The sequence below is a fragment of the Paracoccus broussonetiae genome, from assembly GCF_031854425.1.
Taxonomy (GTDB): Bacteria; Pseudomonadota; Alphaproteobacteria; order Rhodobacterales; family Rhodobacteraceae; genus Paracoccus; species Paracoccus broussonetiae.
On the sequence record NZ_JAVRQI010000005.1, the window covers coordinates 247,891 to 266,972 of the forward strand.

The 19,082-nt window shown below is 63.7% G+C and carries 19 protein-coding genes; 9 read left to right on the forward strand and 10 right to left on the reverse strand.

Going from position 1 to position 19,082, the window contains the following annotated elements; genetic code table 11:
- Positions 1–155 precede the first annotated feature (155 nt).
- The gene (locus RM190_RS08690; RefSeq protein WP_311759022.1) at positions 156–335 is read left to right on the forward strand and encodes a hypothetical protein; all 180 of its coding nucleotides are present in this window, start codon (positions 156–158) and stop codon (positions 333–335) included.
- A gap of 274 nt (positions 336–609) precedes the next feature.
- On the opposite strand, the gene RM190_RS08695 is transcribed toward RM190_RS08690, so the two are convergent.
- On the reverse strand, positions 610–1,158 hold the full coding sequence (locus RM190_RS08695) for a hypothetical protein (protein WP_311759023.1): 549 nt from the start codon (positions 1,156–1,158) through the stop codon (positions 610–612).
- 549 nt (positions 1,159–1,707) lie between these two features.
- Positions 1,708–1,869, reverse strand: a complete 162-nt coding sequence (locus RM190_RS08700; protein ID WP_155097027.1) for a hypothetical protein — start codon at positions 1,867–1,869, stop codon at positions 1,708–1,710.
- Positions 1,870–2,065: 196 nt separating this feature from the next.
- On the opposite strand from RM190_RS08700, the gene RM190_RS08705 reads away from it, so the two are divergent.
- Complete coding sequence (locus tag RM190_RS08705; RefSeq protein WP_311759024.1) at positions 2,066–3,235, forward strand: sulfatase/phosphatase domain-containing protein; 1,170 nt, start codon at positions 2,066–2,068, stop codon at positions 3,233–3,235.
- 526 nt (positions 3,236–3,761) lie between these two features.
- Here RM190_RS08705 and RM190_RS08710 read toward each other — a convergent pair.
- The 3 genes from RM190_RS08710 to RM190_RS08720 are packed head-to-tail and all read right to left on the reverse strand — an operon-like array spanning position 3,762 to position 5,412.
- Entirely contained in the window at positions 3,762–4,184 is a 423-nt protein-coding gene (locus tag RM190_RS08710) for a thioesterase family protein (protein ID WP_311759025.1), read from the reverse strand.
- Entirely contained in the window at positions 4,181–4,939 is a 759-nt protein-coding gene (locus RM190_RS08715; protein ID WP_311759026.1) for a class I SAM-dependent methyltransferase, read from the reverse strand. The genes RM190_RS08710 and RM190_RS08715 overlap by 4 nt, the downstream gene beginning before the upstream one ends.
- The gene (locus RM190_RS08720; RefSeq protein ID WP_311759027.1) at positions 4,936–5,412 is read right to left on the reverse strand and encodes a helix-turn-helix domain-containing protein; all 477 of its coding nucleotides are present in this window, start codon (positions 5,410–5,412) and stop codon (positions 4,936–4,938) included. Before RM190_RS08720 ends, RM190_RS08715 begins: the two co-directional genes overlap by 4 nt.
- A gap of 285 nt (positions 5,413–5,697) precedes the next feature.
- Here RM190_RS08720 and bioB point away from each other — a divergent pair, with 285 nt between their 5' ends.
- From bioB to RM190_RS08755, 7 genes are all read left to right on the forward strand, one after another.
- Positions 5,698–6,675, forward strand: coding sequence for a biotin synthase BioB (gene bioB / locus RM190_RS08725; RefSeq protein ID WP_311759028.1), 978 nt, complete (start codon positions 5,698–5,700; stop codon positions 6,673–6,675).
- Complete coding sequence (locus RM190_RS08730; RefSeq protein WP_311759029.1) at positions 6,672–7,808, forward strand: aminotransferase class I/II-fold pyridoxal phosphate-dependent enzyme; 1,137 nt, start codon at positions 6,672–6,674, stop codon at positions 7,806–7,808. The genes bioB and RM190_RS08730 overlap by 4 nt, the downstream gene beginning before the upstream one ends.
- The gene (bioD, locus tag RM190_RS08735) at positions 7,805–8,428 is read left to right on the forward strand and encodes a dethiobiotin synthase (protein WP_311759030.1); all 624 of its coding nucleotides are present in this window, start codon (positions 7,805–7,807) and stop codon (positions 8,426–8,428) included. Before RM190_RS08730 ends, bioD begins: the two co-directional genes overlap by 4 nt.
- Positions 8,425–9,678 (forward strand): adenosylmethionine--8-amino-7-oxononanoate transaminase, encoded by a 1,254-nt coding sequence (locus RM190_RS08740; RefSeq protein WP_311759031.1) that lies wholly within the window; start codon positions 8,425–8,427, stop codon positions 9,676–9,678. Before bioD ends, RM190_RS08740 begins: the two co-directional genes overlap by 4 nt.
- Positions 9,665–10,648: a beta-ketoacyl-ACP synthase 3 gene (locus RM190_RS08745; protein WP_311759032.1), complete on the forward strand. Its 984-nt coding sequence runs from the start codon at positions 9,665–9,667 to the stop codon at positions 10,646–10,648. The genes RM190_RS08740 and RM190_RS08745 overlap by 14 nt, the downstream gene beginning before the upstream one ends.
- A gap of 174 nt (positions 10,649–10,822) precedes the next feature.
- Complete coding sequence (locus RM190_RS08750; RefSeq protein WP_311759033.1) at positions 10,823–11,695, forward strand: alpha/beta fold hydrolase; 873 nt, start codon at positions 10,823–10,825, stop codon at positions 11,693–11,695.
- A gap of 27 nt (positions 11,696–11,722) precedes the next feature.
- Positions 11,723–12,529, forward strand: coding sequence for an alpha/beta hydrolase (locus RM190_RS08755; RefSeq protein ID WP_311759034.1), 807 nt, complete (start codon positions 11,723–11,725; stop codon positions 12,527–12,529).
- 4 nt (positions 12,530–12,533) lie between these two features.
- Here RM190_RS08755 and RM190_RS08760 read toward each other — a convergent pair whose 3' ends face one another.
- From RM190_RS08760 to thrS, 5 genes are all read right to left on the reverse strand, one after another.
- The gene (locus RM190_RS08760; RefSeq protein ID WP_311759035.1) at positions 12,534–14,798 is read right to left on the reverse strand and encodes an adenosylcobalamin-dependent ribonucleoside-diphosphate reductase; all 2,265 of its coding nucleotides are present in this window, start codon (positions 14,796–14,798) and stop codon (positions 12,534–12,536) included.
- Between the two features lie 86 nt (positions 14,799–14,884).
- Complete coding sequence (locus RM190_RS08765; protein ID WP_311759036.1) at positions 14,885–15,523, reverse strand: DsbA family oxidoreductase; 639 nt, start codon at positions 15,521–15,523, stop codon at positions 14,885–14,887.
- 117 nt (positions 15,524–15,640) lie between these two features.
- Entirely contained in the window at positions 15,641–16,504 is an 864-nt protein-coding gene (locus RM190_RS08770) for an AMP-binding protein (RefSeq protein WP_311759037.1), read from the reverse strand.
- A 157-nt stretch (positions 16,505–16,661) separates the two neighbouring features.
- A complete protein-coding gene (locus tag RM190_RS08775) occupies positions 16,662–16,868 on the reverse strand; it encodes a cold-shock protein (protein ID WP_011747293.1) in 207 nt (68 codons plus the stop codon).
- Positions 16,869–17,098: 230 nt separating this feature from the next.
- Positions 17,099–19,045, reverse strand: coding sequence for a threonine--tRNA ligase (gene thrS, locus RM190_RS08780; protein ID WP_311759038.1), 1,947 nt, complete (start codon positions 19,043–19,045; stop codon positions 17,099–17,101).
- Positions 19,046–19,082 lie beyond the last annotated feature (37 nt).

Below are 19,082 nucleotides of genomic sequence, written 5' to 3' on the forward strand. Positions count from 1 at the left end.
GTCGCCGTGACGCCTATTCTGATCGCCTTCTTCCTGAATAAGCGATTTGGCGGCAGTACCTCATGAGCAGGCGATCAAGTTCCACAGGCAAGCGCAGTGAGCGATCCTTTCCCGTGCGCCTTCTCATCTATGTCCCGGGTTCGGGTTTCGGGAAGATGCTGGACGACATGCATGCGTGGCTGTCGCACCACGCCGGTCAGGACGGTTACGCAATCCATGGTGCGGGTATGGCCGGGATCCGGGATGTCATGGCGGTCTACCTCATGCATCCCAGCCTTGCGGCCGAGTTCTTCGAGCAGTTCCCGGCGCTGGAACTTCTCGGAGAACCGTGCTGAGGCACAGTTAGACTGGTCGTTCAGAGCCCTGACCGGTCAGTCGACCGTGACAAATGCTGCCCTGCGGCATAGGTAGAAGCCGCCGTTCAGACGCCGTGCAGCGAGACTTTAACCGCCAAGCCAACCTAGCTCGGACGCCGCCACCGGCGCGCCAAACTCTCAACGCAAACAAAGTCGCATCTGGGCTAGCGCGTCTACTCGCTGGGGGCAATCCGCCCCACGCAGGCTGATTAATTCAGATCCTCTCCCACCTGTCTCATTCCTCGACAGATGCTTACGGGTCCAACTCGCGCGCTTTTGTTTCGGCAATCGTCTCGTGCAGCCGTGAATGGGCGGATTGCCATGCGTCAAGCGCGCCTACGGCCTGATCGAGCGCCGTTCTGTCCGGTCCTTCGAATTGAGGAGCCGCTTCCTTGACCGCCCAGTAAAGCCGACGAACAACCGGAGTCACGCGCTCGAGCCACGCAAGGGCATCCTTCAAGCCACGTTCACTGCCGCCAAGGTCGGAGCTTTCTGCGTTTTCCAACGACTGCAGTTCCAATTCGCTCACACGTAGTGCGAGGGCGTCCATTCGATCGTTGAACTCACTCTCACGATTCGCACCTATACCACCCGTCTGCCCGTCCCCATGCGGCGGCTGCCCGCCATGGCCCCGATTGCTTGTCGCCCATGCCTCGTTGGTGGCCGGATCGTCCATACCGTTCGTGGCGCGAACCAGCATGTCATATTCGGCCCCGCCTGTTTTTCGTCGCTCGCTTACTCGCGCCTTGTCCCGCAGGAGAATGCGTTTCTCGACGATGTCGCTGATATTTTCGGAATCCATTAAATGTACCTCCCTGTTGCCGGACGAAAGGACATAGCCGGCATTGCTGATGTGCGGTGTCTGGGACGATGCTGCCAGAGCAGACCGTTGGTATCGATCTCCCAAAAAAGTCCGAGAGTTGGATGATTGCGATAGCCCCAGATTGAGCGGAACCGTCGCTAATCAGTTGACCAGGCCGCAAACATCGGCAGAACGTGGTCGGCTTGAAGAAGAACCGGAATGGCAGTCTGCTCGCCATTCACATGCACAAGTCTAACAAGGCTTCCCCGTGCATGTGCGGAAACGCCCTCCAGACGCCATGGTGGCGAGGCATAGGTTTCACGTATCCCACTGAGACAGTTCATGAGTTCTATGTCTTGCCTCATTTTGTTTCCTTCAGGGGAAAGACTGAAAAAGCGGCGAGGTCGCTACCTCCCCGCCTTGTCCTGTGAGTGATTCATTCAGCGCATAGGTGCGGACGGGTCGCCCGAACCTCGCTGCGTCATTTGAAGAAATGTAGTGTCTGATCGCCCGCAGGAACTGGGAGCGATCAGCCTTTGCTCGACGACGTCAGCCGCGCTGGTCGCGCTGCTGCTTTTCATGCTCGCCGGGCCGCTCGATTTGATTGCTTTTCTCTCCGTCGCCGCGCTGAGGCATGTCGGGCGCCTCCTGCGTTTGCTGCGGGGGGTTTTCCTGTTGGACTGGCTTCTTATGTTCTTGGTCGGCACCCATTGTCGGGTCCTCCATTACACTGCCGGAACATACCGGGGGATACACGTAAACTGGGGCCTTCGGCTCCAAATTACATCGGGCGGCGCGGCGCAATCGCGTAGCGCCTAGTTAACGCCCGGAAGAAAGTGAGATCCCGTCGTTCGTGACAGCCGCAAAAGACCTTCCTGTGTTTGCCAAAGGTGTCAACGCCTATCTGATGAAGGCTGAGGATATGATCGACCGCATCGACGAGATCGGCACCGAGCTGCACTTCAACCACTTCCCGGCGGGTTGGGCTTGGGCGGTGGATTCCCCCTTCCAATGGACCAAGCAGGTCGCAAGCCATCTCGGCGGCGTGCGCAACCCGTTGATCGTGAAATGGCCCGCCAAGCTCAAAGCTACGGGCGAAACGCGGACCCAGTTCCTGCATGTCATCGAAATCGCGCCGACCATTCTAGCCGCCGCCAACGTCCCCGAGCCGCGCAGCGTGAACGGCACGGCCCAGACCCCGATCCAAGGCAAAAGCTTCCTCAGCGTGCTGGATGATGCCAAGGCCCCCGAGGTCCGCACCAGCCAGTATTTCGAGATGTTCGTGAACCGCGGAATGTATGACAAAGGCTGGTGGGCGGCATCGCTGGCTTTCGAGCCTTGGGACCCGGTTCGCGGTGAGTTCGACCCGACGAAGGCCAAATGGGAGCTTTACAACCTCGACGAGGACTTCACCCAGTCCAAGGACATCGCGGCCGAAAACCCCGAGAAGCTGGAAGAGTTGAAGGCGCTGTGGTGGGCCGAGGCCTCCAAGAACAAGGCGCTGCCGCTTGACTGGCGCGGGGCAGAGCGCTTCAGCGCCGAAGGCACCGGCAAGCCGAACCTTGCAGGCGGGCGTGACAACTTCACCTATAAAGGTGTGCTGGCCGGCCTGCCGGAATCCTCGGCCCCGGACCTGAAGAACAAGTCCTTCAGCGTCACCGCCAAGGTCAAGGTCGAGGAGAATGCCAATGGCATGATCTTCACCCAAGGCGGCAATACCGGCGGCTGGGCCTTCTATCTCAAGGATGGCAAGCTGAAGGCCGCGCATAACTACATCGACGTCGCGGTCTATTCGTTCGAAAGCGACGCGGCGCTGCCCGCCGGGGAACACGAGGTGAAGATGGACTTCGCCTATGAGGGCGGTAAAGAGATGGGCAAGAACGGCACCATCACGCTGTCCATCGACGGCCAGCCAGCCGGCTCGGGTGCCATCGAGCAGACGACCCCGTTCAAGTATTCGCTGTCCGAGAACCAGGACGTCGGGATGGATACCGGCACCGCCCTCTCCACGGACTACAAGGCGCCCTTCGACTTCCAGGGCGAGCTTGAAGAAGTGGTCGTGGATCTGAAGAAGTAAGATTGCCTCGGGCGCTCGACATTTGTTTGAGCGCCCGGTTCGCTGTCACGTCGCGCGCCGGCGTGAAACAGAGCGAACAAGCTGATCGCGTGTGTATCGAATGGCTGCATTGTCCGCATAGCTACAGGTGAACGGCGCGCCTCGACCATTTCGATAGCAGGGCGGAGGGCCAGGTCAAGCGCATGCTTTCCTGACTGAGGAAGGGCATCGAGTGATTCATCACCTTCAGAGTGTCGGTCCGGGAGGGGATCGGCCCTTCTCAATCTGTGCCGTCGTACAGCCTGAGGATTCGGCGCGCTTACGGGGAGGGTGTCCCGCAGTGTAATTTTGCGGGACACTTCGGTCAGCAAATACTGTGCTGTTCTTATGGTGCGGGTGTTCCAGGGTCGCCCACCATTTCCCAATATGACATGATGTTGAAGATGGTGGATGAACGCCCAGATCGTGCGGCGCATGAATCCCAAGGAAACAATGCGTTATGGCTGCGCGACGGGTGCTGCGATCGCGCGATTTCAATGCTTGCCGGCTAGGTTGCTGCTTCACCCTGCTTGCTTGCGACGCGGGCCAGGAACCGTTCGACATCAATGATGGCACGGTTGTGGATCCCTTCGCCGATCAGGCCAGCATCGTCATGGCAGGATACCCGGAACGTCAACGTCCGTCCTTGAACCGAGGTAAGTTCGACTTCTGCCGTGATCCGCATTCCGACCGGAGTTGCGGCGACATGGCTCATGTCCACGCGGGTTCCGACGGTATGCTGCCCTGCCTGCAGGTATGGGCGAAGCGCTGTGATGCAGGTCTGCTCCATGAAGCCCACCATGATCGCGGTGGCGAGGACCGGGGGCATGTCGGCAAAGCCGGGCCAGTCGGGCGCAATGGCGGGGACTGTGTGGCGCGCCTCAACTCGCATGGTCTCGCGGTGAAGCGGGCCAGGGGCGGGGGTGCTCATATCCGTCCTATCCGCATGTTGATGGGCCAGGTGACGCGATGCGCGTGCCGGTCGTCACCCCAAAGGTCGGAAAGATCCCGGACGAAGTCGGTCAGGATGCCGTCCTGTCCCGCATCGACGGCGCGGCGCACGGCGGACCAGGTCGAGATATAGCCCAGGAACTCACCCAGTTCCCAATCTCGTTGGATGGCAAGGGTGGGGGCAGGCAGTTCGTCGAACGGGAACTCGATATCGGCGTAGCCGCCGTCGACCAGCTTGCGCTCTGCTGGCCAGAACGGGCCGATCTCGTCGCGGTAGAACTTTGTAAACCGGTCGTTCAGGGCGTTGTCGTCAAGATGCAGGACGCCATAGCTGATCAGGGCGATGATCGCATCCGGGACGGCAAGGCGGCGCGCTTGGGCATAGAATGCGGGGCGGTCGAACCAATGTGCGGCCTGCGCGGCTGCGATCAGGTCGGCCCCGTGGTCACCCAGCGGGATGTCCTCGGCGGCGGAGCGAAGATAGGTGACGCGCGGGTGCCTCGTGGCGTTTTCCACCTGTTCGGCGCTGGGGTCCAGTCCGATCACCTCGTCGAAATGCTCGGCCAGTTGCACGGTCAATTGACCGGTTCCACAGCCTACATCCAGTGCCCGCCCGTGACCGGGGGTAAGCTCCGCCAGCCGGGCCGCCAGCTCCGGCGGATATTCCGGCCGGAACAGGGCATAGCTGCGCCCGCCCTGGTCGAACCAGTTGGTCCGGTTCGAAGTCTTGGTCATGTTTGTTTCCTTTCCTGTGCCGCCAGCCGCAGTCTCGCCGCAAAGCCGGTGCGTTCCAGCGCATCAGCTGCGTCTTCAAGGGCTAGTCGCAGGGGGTGGCCCGTCTCGGCTTCCAGCGCCTCGATCGCGGCGAAGGTGTCCTGCCAATGGTTCTGAAGGATGCCCAGCATCGCGCTGCCGCGTTCGGTCACGCGCAAGGCGCTTTTGCGGCCGTCCTCGACCCCTTCGCGAGCAAGAAGCCCGTCTGTGACCATCAGTGCGACGGTCTGACTGACGGCGCCTTGGGTCAGGCGGCTGTGTGCGACGATTTCCGTCACCGTGGCATATCCCGCCATCAATGCGCGCAGAATCGGCGTGTAGCGGGGGCGATAGGGCAAGCCAAGTTCACGATATCGCTGCGCGGCGCCAGCATCGACCAACTCGCCGACATATCGAAGAAGCTCACCCAGTCCGGGCGGATGCATGGTTTCCATGGGCGGGGTTTACATTAGCACTAATGCAAAAACAAGAGTGGCACCCGTGCTTGGGGCGAATGGGCTGTTGAAAGCATTCGTTATGCCGGCTGGCGGCTGCGATCGCGCGAGATCGGCGGATTCATCAGTTCCGAAGGCTGTGCGCGTCATAGGAGGGTGAGCCGCTTCATCCCGGCATAAGTATAGATAATAGATTGAGATACAGAAATTAATTCTTGCAAAAATCTATGATGAAGTTAGCAAACATCCTCCAGAACAGGAATTATCTGGAAATCGGAGGTCGGGATGCCCGAAGACTCTGGCGCGACACGCCATGACTGGACCCGTGATGAAGCGACGCAGATCTATCGTCAGCCGTTCACGGACCTGCTGCTGCAGGCGCAGACGGTTCATCGTGCGAATTTTGAACCGAACCGGGTGCAGGTCAGCCGCCTGCTGTCCGTCAAGACCGGCGGCTGCCCCGAGGATTGCGGTTATTGCAGCCAGTCCGCCCGCAACGGCGCGACGCTGAGCGCCTCGAAGCTGATGGAGGTCGAGCGCGTCCTGACCGAGGCGCGGCGCGCACGGGACGCCGGGGCCACCCGCTATTGCATGGGTGCCGCCTGGCGTGAGCCGAAGGATCGCGACCTGCCGGCGCTTGTGGCGATGATCCAGGGCGTGCGCGCGCTGGGGATGGAAACCTGCATGACGCTGGGGATGCTGTCGGATCACCAGGTGCATGAGTTGAAGCAGGCAGGGCTGGATTACTACAACCACAATATCGACACCTCGGAAGGCTTCTACCCGCAGGTCGTCAGCACCCGCAGCTTTGCCGACCGTCTCCAGACCCTTGCGCGTGTCCGAGAGGCGGGGATCAAGGTCTGCTCGGGCGGAATCCTGGGTCTTGGCGAGGCGGCGGGCGACCGTGTGGACATGCTGTTGGCCCTGGCCAATCTGCCCGTTCATCCCGAAAGCGTCCCGATCAACATGCTGATCCCCATGCCCGGAACGCCGCTTGAGGCGGCAGCGCCGATCGACCCGCTGGATTTCGTGCGCACGACCGCATTGGCCCGCATCCTGATGCCCCAAAGCTATGTCCGCCTTTCCGCGGGCCGCACCGCAATGAGCGACGAGATGCAGGCCCTTTGCTTCATGGCCGGGGCAAATTCGATCTTCATGGGGGATACGCTTCTGACCGCCGCGAACCCGGCCGAGGATCGCGACCGGCAGCTTTTCGACCGGCTGGGCATCCGCCCCGAGGATCTGCCGGAAGCCGCGGAATGACGCTTTCGGCGCATCAGGGTCTGCTCGACAGCCTTGCGCAGCGCCAGCGTCTGCGCGAATTGCGCCCCGTTCAGGGGATCGATTTCGCCTCGAACGACTATCTTGGCCTGCGCATGTCGCCCCTGCTGGGGGAACTGGCAAACGCGGCTCTGCAAAGCGGTATTCCGGTCGGCTCTGGTGCGGCGCGGCTGCTGCGGGGCAATCACGATCCCCTGGTAGCGCTTGAGGCAGAGGCTGCGGCTTTCTTCGGAACCGGCGGCGCGCTTTATTTCGGTTCCGGCTTCGCGGCCAATCTGGCCATCTTTTCGGCCCTGCCGCAGGCCCGCGACCTGGTTCTCCACGACGCCTTGCTGCACGCCAGTTCGCGCGACGGCATCCGGCTTGGCCGTGCCGAAAGCCGGGCCTTTGCGCATAACGATTTGGAGAGCCTGCGACAGGTGCTGCGCGATTGGCGGCGCGATGGCGGCATGGGCCGTGTCTGGATCGCGGTCGAGAGCCTTTATTCCATGGACGGCGACCTTGCTCCCGTCGCGGCGCTGGCGGCACTGGCCGAGGCAGAGGATGCCTTCCTGATCGTGGACGAGGCCCATGCAACCGGCGTCCTAGGTCCCGGCGGGCGCGGCATCGCGGCGGGTCTGGCGGTGCAAGAGCGCATCGTCCTGATGCATGGCTGCGGCAAGGCGCTTGCCGTGCAGGGCGCCTTTGTCTGTGCGGCGCCGGCGCTGATCTCGGTTCTGGTGAATCGCGCCCGCAGCTTTATCTATTCCACCGCGCCATCGCCGCTGCTGGCCCAGATCCTGCGCGGCGTGCTGGCCCATCTTGCGCAGGACGCGACACGGCGGCGGGCATTGCAGGCGCGGGTCGATCGCATTGCTGTCCGCGCACGGCAGATCGGCCTTGCCCCCAGCGGCAGTCACATCCAGCCGGTACCCGTGCCGGGCGATGCCCGCAGCCTTGCGGCCTCGGAGATGCTGGCGGGGCAGGGCTTCGACATCAGGGCCATCCGCGCGCCGACGGTCCCCAAGGGGGCCGAGCGGCTGCGGCTGTCCATTACCATGAACCCCGAGGATGGCCAGATCGACCTGCTGTTCGATCTGCTGGGGCAACTTGCGGCAAAAGGAGACATCGGATGACGGCTTTCGTCGTAACCGGGACCGATACCGGCATCGGAAAGACCATGTTCTCGGCCGGGCTGACCGCGCGTCTTGGCGGGCATTACTGGAAACCCGTGCAGTCCGGGCTGGACGAGCAGACCGACAGCGAAATCGTCGCGGAATTGTCGGGCCGTCCCGTCCTGCCCGAGGCATGGCGGCTGCGTCTGCCGGCCTCGCCCCATATCGCCGCCGCACATGAGGGGGTGACAATCGATATTCGCACGATTGATCCGCCCCCGATCCGTCCCCTGGTGATCGAGGGGGCGGGCGGATTGATGGTGCCGCTGGACGCCAAGCGGACCTTCCTTGACCTTTTCGCGACCTGGGGCTTGCCGGTTATCCTGTGCGCGCGCACCGCACTTGGCACGATCAACCACAGCCTTCTGTCCCTTGCCGCCCTGCGCCGTGCGGGGGTTCCGGTCCACGGCATCGCCTTTGTTGGTGCGCCCGAACCCGAAGTTGAAGCCACGATCGAACGGATGGGACAGGTGCGCCGCCTTGGCCGGCTGGACTGGATGGGTCAGGTCAGCCCCGAGCGCCTGACCCACGCCTTTGATGCCGGGTTCCCCGCGGACGCCTTTCGCGTGGAGGGGGCATGACCTCTCCGATCTGGCATCCCTTCACGCAGCACGCGCTGTTTCCCGCGATGCGCCCGGTGGTTTCGGCCGAGGGCGCCTGGCTTCTGGATGGGGACGGGCGGCAGGTCTTTGACGCGATCTCGTCATGGTGGGTAGTGACCCATGGCCATTGCCATCCACGCATCGTTCAGGCGATCCGGGATCAGGCCGGGCGTCTGGATCAGGTGATCTTTGCCGGTCACACCCATGAACCCGCCCGCGAATTCGCTGATGGGCTTTTGAAGATGGTGCCTGCGGGGCTGAGCCGCGTCTTTTTCAGCGACAGCGGTTCGACCTCGGTCGAGGTGGCGCTGAAGATGGCATTGGGCCATTTCCGGCATCTGGGCAGCCCGCGCCACCGCGTCGTGGTGATGCAGGGCAGCTATCACGGCGATACCGTCGGGACGATGTCGGCGGGCGAAAGGGGCAGCTTCACCCAGCCCTATGAACCGCTGCTGTTCGGGGTCGACCGGATTCCGTTCCCCGAGCCGGGCGCGGAGCAGGCGACTCTGGACAGTCTTGAACGCTTTGCTCGCGATCCCACCACGGCGGCGCTGTTGATCGAGCCGTTGGTGCTGGGGGCGGGCGGAATGCGGTTTTACCAGCCCGCGATCCTTGCCGAGATGGCGGCAATCTGCGCGCGCCACGGAGTCTTGCTGATTGCAGACGAGGTGATGACCGGCTGGGGCAGGACCGGCCGCTTCCTCGCATGCGATCACGCGTGCGTCGCGCCGGACATCCTGTGTCTTTCGAAAGGGATCACGGGGGGGCATCTGCCGCTGGCGGTGACGCTGTGCCGCGAGGAGATCTTCCAGTCGCATTGGTCGACGGACCGAAGCCGGACATTCTTCCATTCCTCGTCCTATACCGCGAACCCCATCGCCTGCGCCGCCGCCTGTGCCAACCTTCAGATATGGCGAGAAGAGCCCGTGCAGGCGCGGATCGACGCTGTGGCGGCAGAACAGGCCGAAGGCGCGATACGGCTGGAGGGGTATCCCGGCCTGACCTCCGTCCGGTGCATGGGCACGATCCTTGCCGCCGAGATCGGGGCGGGGGGCGCGGATTACATGGCCGATACCGGCCCCGCACTGATGCGCTTCTTCGCCGAGCGCGACTTGCTGATCCGGCCGCTGGGGCGCACGGTCTATCTGCTGCCACCCTATTGCAGCACCGGGGCGGAACTGCGCGCCTGTCATGACGCGATGATCGAGGCCGCAGATGTCTTCGGCTGATCCCGGCGTTCGCATGGCTGGCTTTGGCCACTACCTGCCCACGCGCTGCGTCGAGAACGCCGAGATCGAGGCCGAGATGGATCTACCCCCGGGCTGGATCGCGGCGCGCAGTGGGATCCGGGCACGCCATTATGCTGCCCCGGACCAGGCGCTGAGCGATCTGGCCGTTCCCGCGGGTGCGATGGCGCTGCGGCAGGCGGGATGCGCGCCGGACAGGGTCGGGCTGCTGCTGCTCGCGACATCGACCCCCGATCACCTGCTGCCGCCGACCGCGCCGCTGGTCGCGCATCGCCTTGGGCTGGGATGCGGGGCGGTCGATCTGGCCGGGGCCTGTGCGGGCTTCGTGCACGCGCTGATCCTTGGCGCGGGACATGTGCGGCTAAGCGGCCAGCCCGTGCTGGTCATCGCGGCGAACCTGCTGTCGCGCAGGATCGATCCCGCCGATGTCTCGACCCGGATCCTGTTCGCGGATGCGGCGGGTGCGGTGCTTCTGGAGCCGGGTGCGCCGGGGCAGGGACCGCGCGCGACCCGCCTGCAATCGGACGGGGCGCATTACGATGCGATCCGGATCCCGCGCGGCGGCAGCCGTCTGCCCTTTGCCCCGGATGCGCCGGAGGGGCTGGGGATGCAGATGCCCGATGGCCGCGCGGTGTTTTCCATGGCGGTCGAGGCGATGGCGCAATCCGCGCGCGAGGTGATGGCGCTGGGCGGTGTCTCTCCCGCGGAACTGGGCTGCTGGGCGCCACACCAGGCCAATGCGCGCATCCTCGACAAGGTGGCAGACCGCACCGGGCTTTCCGACACCCTGCGGCTTGGCACGCTGCAGTGGCACGGCAACTCGTCGGCCGCGACCATTCCGCTTGCCATGTCGTGGCATGTGGCCGAGGCCGGCGGCCTGCCAGCGGGACCAATGTTGATCCAGGCCTTCGGCGCGGGTGCGATCTGGGGGGCTACCCTCTGGCAAGGCTAGGGGGAGGGGCTCGAATGCCCAGCTTTCGGGCAAATGCCCCCGGCCGCAACCTGAATCGGCCCGAACCTCATTCGTGCTGTATTTACAAACCTTTGCCGATACGTGATCTTTTTGCACATATATAGCGGGACCGGGCCAGCTCTGCTCTCGCATCGTTGACGGGAAGGAGGGTTCATGACTGCTCTTGCCGACAAGATTTCTGCCCGCGCCACCCCCACACGTTTCGTTGCAACCAATGGCCGCACTCTTGCCTATCGCGAGATCGGGTCCGGGCCACCCCTGATCCTGTGCCTGCGCTTTCGCGGTGTGTTGGACAGTTGGGATCCCGCTTTCCTGGACCACCCCGCGCGCAGCTTTCGCGTGATCACCTTCGATTATTCCGGCCTTGGCCAATCGGGAGGAGACGCAAGCTATCGGGCCGAGGCGATGGCGCGGGACGTGATCGACCTTGCCGATGCGCTGGCCGTCGATACCTTCGCGCTGGCGGGCTGGTCCATCGGCGGGCTGGCCGCGCAGGCGGCGACCTGCATGGTGCCCGACCGCGTGTCACATCTGGTCCTGATCGGCACCACGCCCCCCGGTCCGGTCGAGCATCCTTCCGAGCCGATCTTTCTTGAGACCGCGCTGAAACCGGTCAATGATCTTGCGGATGAGACGATCCTGTTCTTCGAACCGGCCTCGGCCGCCAGCCGCGCTGCGGCCGAGGCCTCGCACCAGCGCATCGCGGCCCGTCGGGGCGATCGCAGCCCGGAAATTCCGCCCGAAACCTATATTCGGCTTCTGAAGGATCGCGCGGCCCCCGATACGTTTCCAGACCCGGGCGGCTATCGTGATTTTCTGGCGCGAGGCACAGTCCCGATTCTTGTCATCAGCGGCGATCACGAAATCGTCTTTCCCGCGCCGAACTGGTTCGCGCTGAGCAGGGCGTGGAAGTCCCTGCATCTGGTGGTCCTGCCGCAGATGGGACACGGGCCACAGCACGAGGTTCCCGAACTCGCGGCGGAATGGATCGCGAGCTTCATCCGCCACCGCGCCAAGCCGCGCTAGGCATTCACTGCCAGACAGGAACACCACATGTCGAAAACGATCATCCTGATCCACGGCGCATGGCTCAATTCCGTAAGCTGGGATGGGGTCAAGCGTCGTTACGAGGCGGCGGGCCATCGCGTCCTTGCCCCGGACTGGCCCCATGACGATCGCCCCCCGGCCGAATTGCGGCGCGCGCCCGATCCGGCGCTGGCGCAGCTGGGACAGCGCGAGATCGTCGATCACTATGCCCGTATCATCGCCGACCAGCCCGAGGTTCCGATCCTGATCGGGCATTCGCTGGGCGGCGTGATCGTCCAGCATTTGCTGGACCGTGGGCTGGGGGTCAGCGGGGTGTCGATCAATCCTGCGCCGACACCCGGCGTGCCGATCCATCCCCATGCGCTGCGCTCGGCGCTGCCGGTCTTTCTCGATCCGCTCAGCTGGCGCAAATCAAAGGTGATGACGCGGGACTTCTTCCGCACGCGCTTTGCGCAGACGGCCCCGGCCGGACAGCATGACGCACTTTACGACCGCTATATCGTGCCGACGCCCGGCCGCGTCTATTGGAACGGCGTCGTCCGGCCGATGAAGATCCGATGGGACAATCCTGTCCGTCCGCCCTTGCTGATGATCGGAGGAGAGCTCGACCTGATCGCCGATGCCTCGATGACCCGCGCGATCTACGAGAAGCAAAGGCGCGCGCCCTCGCGCACGGACCTGCGCATCTTTTCGGGCCGGTCGCACTGGACGTGCCTGGATGAGGGGTGGGAAGAGGTCGCGGATGCGGCCCTGAACTGGGCCGTCTCGAATGCCCGCGCGGCGACCGCCAGGGCCGCCGCGCAGGTCGCCTGACGGGCTAGCCGCATTTCGAATGGCCGCAGGACGGGCACGTCATGCAGCCTTCGATCATCCGCATGCCGTATTGTCCGCAGGACGGGCAGGCGGGACCGCGCGGTCGTTCCCCGACCGCGACGATTTCGGATTGCGGGTCCGATTTCAGTCCCATGCCTTCGCCAGCGATGAAGCCCGTGCTGATCAGGTGGCGTTCAATGACGCCCCCGATTGCCGCCAGTATCGAGGGAACATAGCGGCCCTCGATCCATGCGCCGCCGCGCGGATCGAAGACGGCCTTCAACTCCTCGACCACGAAGCTGACATCGCCACCCCGCCGGAACACGGCCGAGATCATCCGCGTCAACGCGACGGTCCAGGCATAATGCTCCATGTTCTTCGAGTTGATGAACACCTCGAAGGGACGACGGTGCCCGGCCCGCACGATGTCGTTGATCGTGATATAGATCGCGTGCTCGCTGCCGGGGAATTTCAGCTTGTAGGTCGCGCCCTCAAGCGCGGGCGGGCGGTCAAGCGGTTCGGTCAGATAGACGACATCGGCGCCGCTATCCGTCTCGGGGGCGGCCTCGGTGGATTCGCTGACCGACAGGACCGAGCCTGTCACCGCGTTCGGGCGATAGGTCGTGCACCCCTTGCAGCCTTGATCCCAGGCGGCAAGGTAAACGTCCTTGAACGCCTCGAAGGAAATATCCTCGGGGCAGTTGATGGTCTTGGAGATCGAGGAATCTACCCATTCCTGTGCCGCCGCCTGCATGGCAACGTGATCCTGCGGGTCCAGCGTCTGGGCGTTCACGAACCAGTCGGGCATGGGCGCGTCGCCATTCAGATCGCGCCACATCTGGACGGCATAGTCGACGACCTCTTCCTCGGTGCGGCTGCCGTCCTTTTGCAGGACCTTGCGCATATAGGTGAAGGCAAAGACCGGCTCGATGCCCGAACTGACATTTCCTGCGTAAAGCGAGATGGTGCCGGTGGGCGCGATCGAGGTCAGCAGCGCATTGCGGATGCCGTGGCTTGCGACCGCTTCGCGGACATCATCGTCCATCCGCGTCATGAAGCCGGACTTCAGATACTGGTCGGCGTCGAAAAGCGGGAAGGCCCCCTTTTCCCTGGCGAGATCCACCGAGGCCAGATAGGCCGAGCGTGCGATGGCCTTCATCCAGGCGCGTGTCTGGTCGGCGGCTTCGCCCGCGCCGTAACGCAGGCCGACCATCAGCAGCGCATCGGCAAGGCCGGTGACGCCAAGGCCAAGGCGACGCTTGGTACGCGCCTCTTCCGCCTGCTGCGGCAAAGGGAATTTCGAAGCGTCGATGACGTTGTCCATCATGCGGATGGCGGTGCGGACCAGTTCGTCCAGCGCCTTGGCATCGATGTGCGCGTCGGGGGTGAAGGGCGCGTCGACAAGCCGCGCAAGGTTGACGGACCCCAGAAGGCAGGCGCCGTAAGGGGGCAGGGGCTGTTCGCCGCATGGGTTGGTTGCCGAGATCGTCTCGGCGTAATGCAGGTTGTTCTGCTGGTTGATCCGATCGATGAAGATCACGCCCGGCTCGGCGAAGTCATAGGTCGCCCGCATGATCCGGTTCCAAAGATCCCGCGCCTTGACGGTGTGATAGACCTTGCCGCCGAATTGCAGGTCCCATCCGCCTTCGTCCTGCACCGCCTGCATGAAGGGATCCGTCACCAGGACGGACAGGTTGAACATGCGCAGGCGCGCGCTGTCCTGCTTGGCCTCGATGAAGGATTCGATGTCGGGATGGTCGCAGCGCATGGTCGCCATCATCGCACCGCGCCGGCTGCCTGCGGACATGATCGTCCGGCACATCGCGTCCCAGACGTCCATGAAGCTCAGCGGGCCCGAGGCATCGGCGGCCACGCCCTTGACCTCGGCCCCGCGCGGGCGGATCGTCGAGAAGTCATAGCCGATGCCGCCGCCCTGCTGCATGGTCAGCGCGGCTTCCTTCAGCATGTCGAAGATGCCGCCCATGCTGTCGGGGATCGTTCCCATGACGAAACAGTTGAACAGCGTGACGTCGCGGCCGGTGCCCGCGCCAGCAAGGATGCGGCCGGCAGGCAGGAAGCGGAAGTCCTCCATCGCGGCGTAGAATCGATCCTCCCACTGGGCGGGATCCTTTTCGACGCGGGCGAGGTCGCGGGCGACACGGCGCCAGCCATCTTCGACAGTCAGGTCAAGGGGCTGGCCCTCGGCGTTCTTCAATCGATATTTCATGTCCCAGATCTGCTCGGCGATCGGGGGGGCGAAACGGTTCATCGGGATGTCCTCGGCACGGTTTCGGCTGAGGGGAGATCATAGTCGCCGGATCGGATGCAGGAAAGGGCCGGGGGCCCCCTGCGGCATTAAGGCCCAATCAGCTCGTCGATCACCTGCATCCACAGCGCGGCGGGCTGCGCGCCGGATACGACATGGCTGTCGGCGACGACGAAGGTCGGAACCGAGCTGATGCCGCGTTCGCGGGCGTGGATTTCGCGCGCGGCGACCTGGTCGCGATCCTCGGTCGTGGCCAGAAGGCGGCGCACCACCTCGCCGTTCATCCCCGCGCTTTCGCCGATGGCCACGAGCACGTCGGGGTTCGAGATGTTCTTTCCTTCGCGCCAATGCGCACGCATCAGGCCGGACATGACCGGGGTCTGCACTCCCTCAAGCCCGGCCCAGTATAGCAGGCGATGGGCGTTCAACGTGTTCGGGACGCGTTCGATCAGCGAGGGGTTGATCCACAGGCCCAGCCGCTCGGACGCTTCCATCACCGGCTTCATCGCCTGGATGATGCCCTTTTCGTCGCCGAATTTCATCTTCATGTAGGCGACATAATCCATGCCGGCGGCCGGCATCTGCGGATCAAGACGGAAAGGCTGCCAGGTGATCGCGAAGGGGTGTTCCGGGCGGCTTTCCAGCGCGTGGTCCAGTTCGGCCTTGCCGATCAGGCACCAGGGGCAGACCGGGTCGGCGAAAATGTCGAGACGAACTTGGGCGGTCATCAGCGATCCTTGCGATGGGCCTTTGGGCAAGGCTGGTAATACGGGACCGCTATTGCGGCTTCCCGGTATTCGCGCGGTTGGGCGCGGCGCGCAAGGGCCGGGCGTGCGGGCTGACGATTATCCGATCCGCAGCGCCGTCCGCAATTCGCCCCCCGTTCGCCCACACCATGCCGCACGAAGGGCGGGGGCCGGGCTCTCCTCATCCGTGACAAGAGCAAGCCGCAGGCTGGCCCAGGGTTTCCAGTCGGTGGCCAGCATCTGTGACAGGATCGCGGCGGGGGCGGCGATGATGCTGGCCCCGTGGCGTGACGCCAGCAGGGGCAATTGAGCCGAAGCAAGGCCCGCTGCGGGGATCAGAACTGTCGCCCCCGATGCCAGCGGTGCGAGCAAGCCGAGCTCCGGTGACAGCGCTTCGTCAGCCGCCATCACGTGCAGCAATCGGTCCTGCCCGGACAGGCCCAGGTTCTGGGCGATTTGAGGGAGGCTGGCAGCAGACCCGTGGCGGCGGACCAGCGGCGCGCCTTGGGAAAACACCAGATAGGCCGGCGCCTCTGCATCGCGGTCGGCGAACCCGGCAGCGGGCAGGGATTCGAACCCGGCAAGCGCGCGGGGATCAAGTCTGCAAGGGGGCTGCCTTGGCACCGGCAGGCTGGCATCAGCCAAGATCATCGCCGGTTCAAGCGCCGCAATCGCGTCCCGAAGGTCACGCGGATCCGGTCGGGGCGGCAACGCGGCTGGCAGGATTCCCGCTGCAATTGCCCCCAGAAAGGCCACGGCAAGATACGGTCCTTGCGCAAGCGGCAGCAGCAGCCGGTCGCCTGGGCGCAATCCCGCTTCGGTCAGGCCCGTCGCCGCGCCAAGGCCCGCGCGGCGCAGGCGCGCATGCGACCAGCGATCAGCCCGGCTCAGGCTAAGCGCCGAAAGCGCCAGCCGGTCCGGCAGGCCAGCGCCCGCGCGAAGGATTTCTTCGGAAAGGTTCATTCAATTTTCCAATCGCGCAATGCGCGGCCTGATAACCAATTGTCGGTGATCAGAAAAACAAACGCAGTTGCACAAGGTCCGGAATATCGTGAGCCCGGTTTCGCAAAAAGAAACGGCCCGTCCAAGACGGGCCGTTTCCTGTTCGCCAACCTGCTGCTCAGAGCAGTTTCAGATCCGAAGCCGAGCTGCGGCCGTCGCGGCCGGATTGCAGTTCGTAAGCGATCTTCTGGTTGTCGTTGAGGCCCGTCAGGCCCGCACGCTCGACAGCCGAGATGTGCACGAACACATCTTTGCCGCCGTCGTCGGGCGCGATGAAGCCATAGCCTTTGGTGGCGTTAAACCATTTCACGGTGCCGGTAGCCATAATACCGTCTCTCCTTCAAGTCACCCGGGGCGTAATTGCTGGCCGGGGCCGTGCAGCCCTTTCCCGTAAGTCCGGCTGCCCCGTGAAGGGAGGCGGTAGAAAGTCGTGCTCACGCGTCCGAGAGGATGAACGATTCCCAAAAAAACGCAAGCAATAAAAGGCCGAGCACTCTGATAAGAAATCAGAACGCACGGCCGGCTTGGCAATTTGTCGCTGATCCTTGCTGATTGTCAGCGCAGATCCGGTGGGGTCGCTTCGGTTCGTAGAGACCCGACTGCTTCGTCAAGTGACAAGGACTCACTACCCTGTTTGTCGAGGCGGCGCAAAGAAACGCTGCGTTCCTCGACCTCTTTCAATCCGATCGCCATGATGACCGGTACTTTGCCGAGCGAATGCTCGCGCACCTTGTAGTTGATCTTCTCATTGCGGGTATCGGCTTCGGCGCGCAAACCGGCGGCGCGCAGCGCCTCGACGACTTCATGGACGTAATCATCTGCGCCCGAGACGATAGAGGCAACGACAATCTGACGCGGTGCGAGCCAAAGCGGCATTTTACCCGAATAGTTTTCGATCAGGATGCCGATGAAACGCTCGAAGCTGCCCAATACGGCGCGGTGCAGCATGACGGGCATGTGCTTGTGGCCATCCTCGCCCACATATTCCGCGCCAAGGCGCTGGGGCAGGTTGAAGTCGCATTGGAAGGTGCCGCACTGCCATTCGCGGCCGATTGCGTCGGTCAGCTTGAAGTCCAGCTTCGGGCCGTAGAAGGCGCCGTCGCCCGGATTGACCTCATAGGGCAGTCCGAGATGCTCGATGGCGCCCGAAAGGGCGGCCTCGGCCTTGTCCCAGATCTCGTCCGAGCCGACGCGGACATCGGGTCGGGTCGACAGCTTGATGTCGAACTTCTCGAAGCCCAGATCCTTGTAGACCGAGGAGAGCAGGCTGATGAAGCCCGCGCATTCCGCCTCGATCTGGTTCTCGGTGCAGAAGATGTGGGCGTCATCCTGGACGAAGCCACGCACCCGCATCAGGCCGTGCATCGAACCCGAGGATTCATAGCGGTGGCAGGAACCGAATTCCGCCAGACGCAGAGGCAGGTCGCGATAGGACTTCAGGCCCTGGTTATAGACCTGGACGTGGCAGGGGCAGTTCATCGGCTTCAGCGCGTTGACGCGCTTTTCCTTGGCGCCTTCTTCGTCCACCTCGACGATGAACATGTTCTCGCGATAGGCTTCCCAGTGGCCCGACTTCTCCCACAGGATGCGGTCGACGACCTGCGGCGTTTTGATCTCCTTATAGCCCGCGCGGATAAGGCGGCGGCGCATATAGGCCTCAAGCTCGCGATAGATCGTCCAGCCGTTCGGATGCCAGAAGACCATGCCGGGCGCTTCCTCCTGGAAATGGAACAGTTCCATTTCCTTGCCCAGCTTGCGGTGGTCGCGCTTGGCGGCTTCCTCCAGCATGGTCAGGTGCGCCTTGAGGTCGTCGCGGTTCTTGAACGCGACGCCATAGATGCGCTGCAGCATGGGGCGCGAGGCATCGCCCAACCAATAGGCGCCCGCGACATGGGTCAGGCGGAAGGCATCGGCCGGAACCTGGCCGGTATTCTGCAGGTGCGGTCCGCGGCAAAGATCCTGCCAGTCGCCGTGCCAATACATCCGCAGCGGCTCGCCCTCGGGGATGCGGTTGATCAGCTCGACCTTGAAGGGCTCGCCCTTGGCTTCGTAATGCGCGATGGCGCGGGCGCGGTCCCAGACCTCGGTGCGGACCGGGTCGCGGGCGGCGATGATCTGCTTCATCCGCTGCTCGATCTGGCCCAGGTCGTCGGGGGTAAAGGGCTCGGCGCGGTCGAAATCATAGAACCAGCCCTGATCGCGGACCGGGCCAATGGTGACCTTCACGTCCGGCCACAGCTCCTGCACGGCGCGCGCCATGATATGGGCAAGGTCGTGACGGATCAGTTCCAGCGCGGGCGCATTGTCCTTCATCGTGTTGATCGCGATCTTGCCCGATTTCTCGATCGGCCATTGCAGGTCGATATGCGCCCCGTCGAGACTGGCCGAAATCGCGTTCTTGGCAAGGCTGGGGGCAATCGAGGCCGCGACCTCGGCGGCGGTGATGCCAGAGGGATAGTCGCGCGAATTGCCATCGGGGAAGGTCAAGGAAATCTGGGACATGCGTGTCCTCCTCGTCGGTTTGGCGCCCACGGAACGC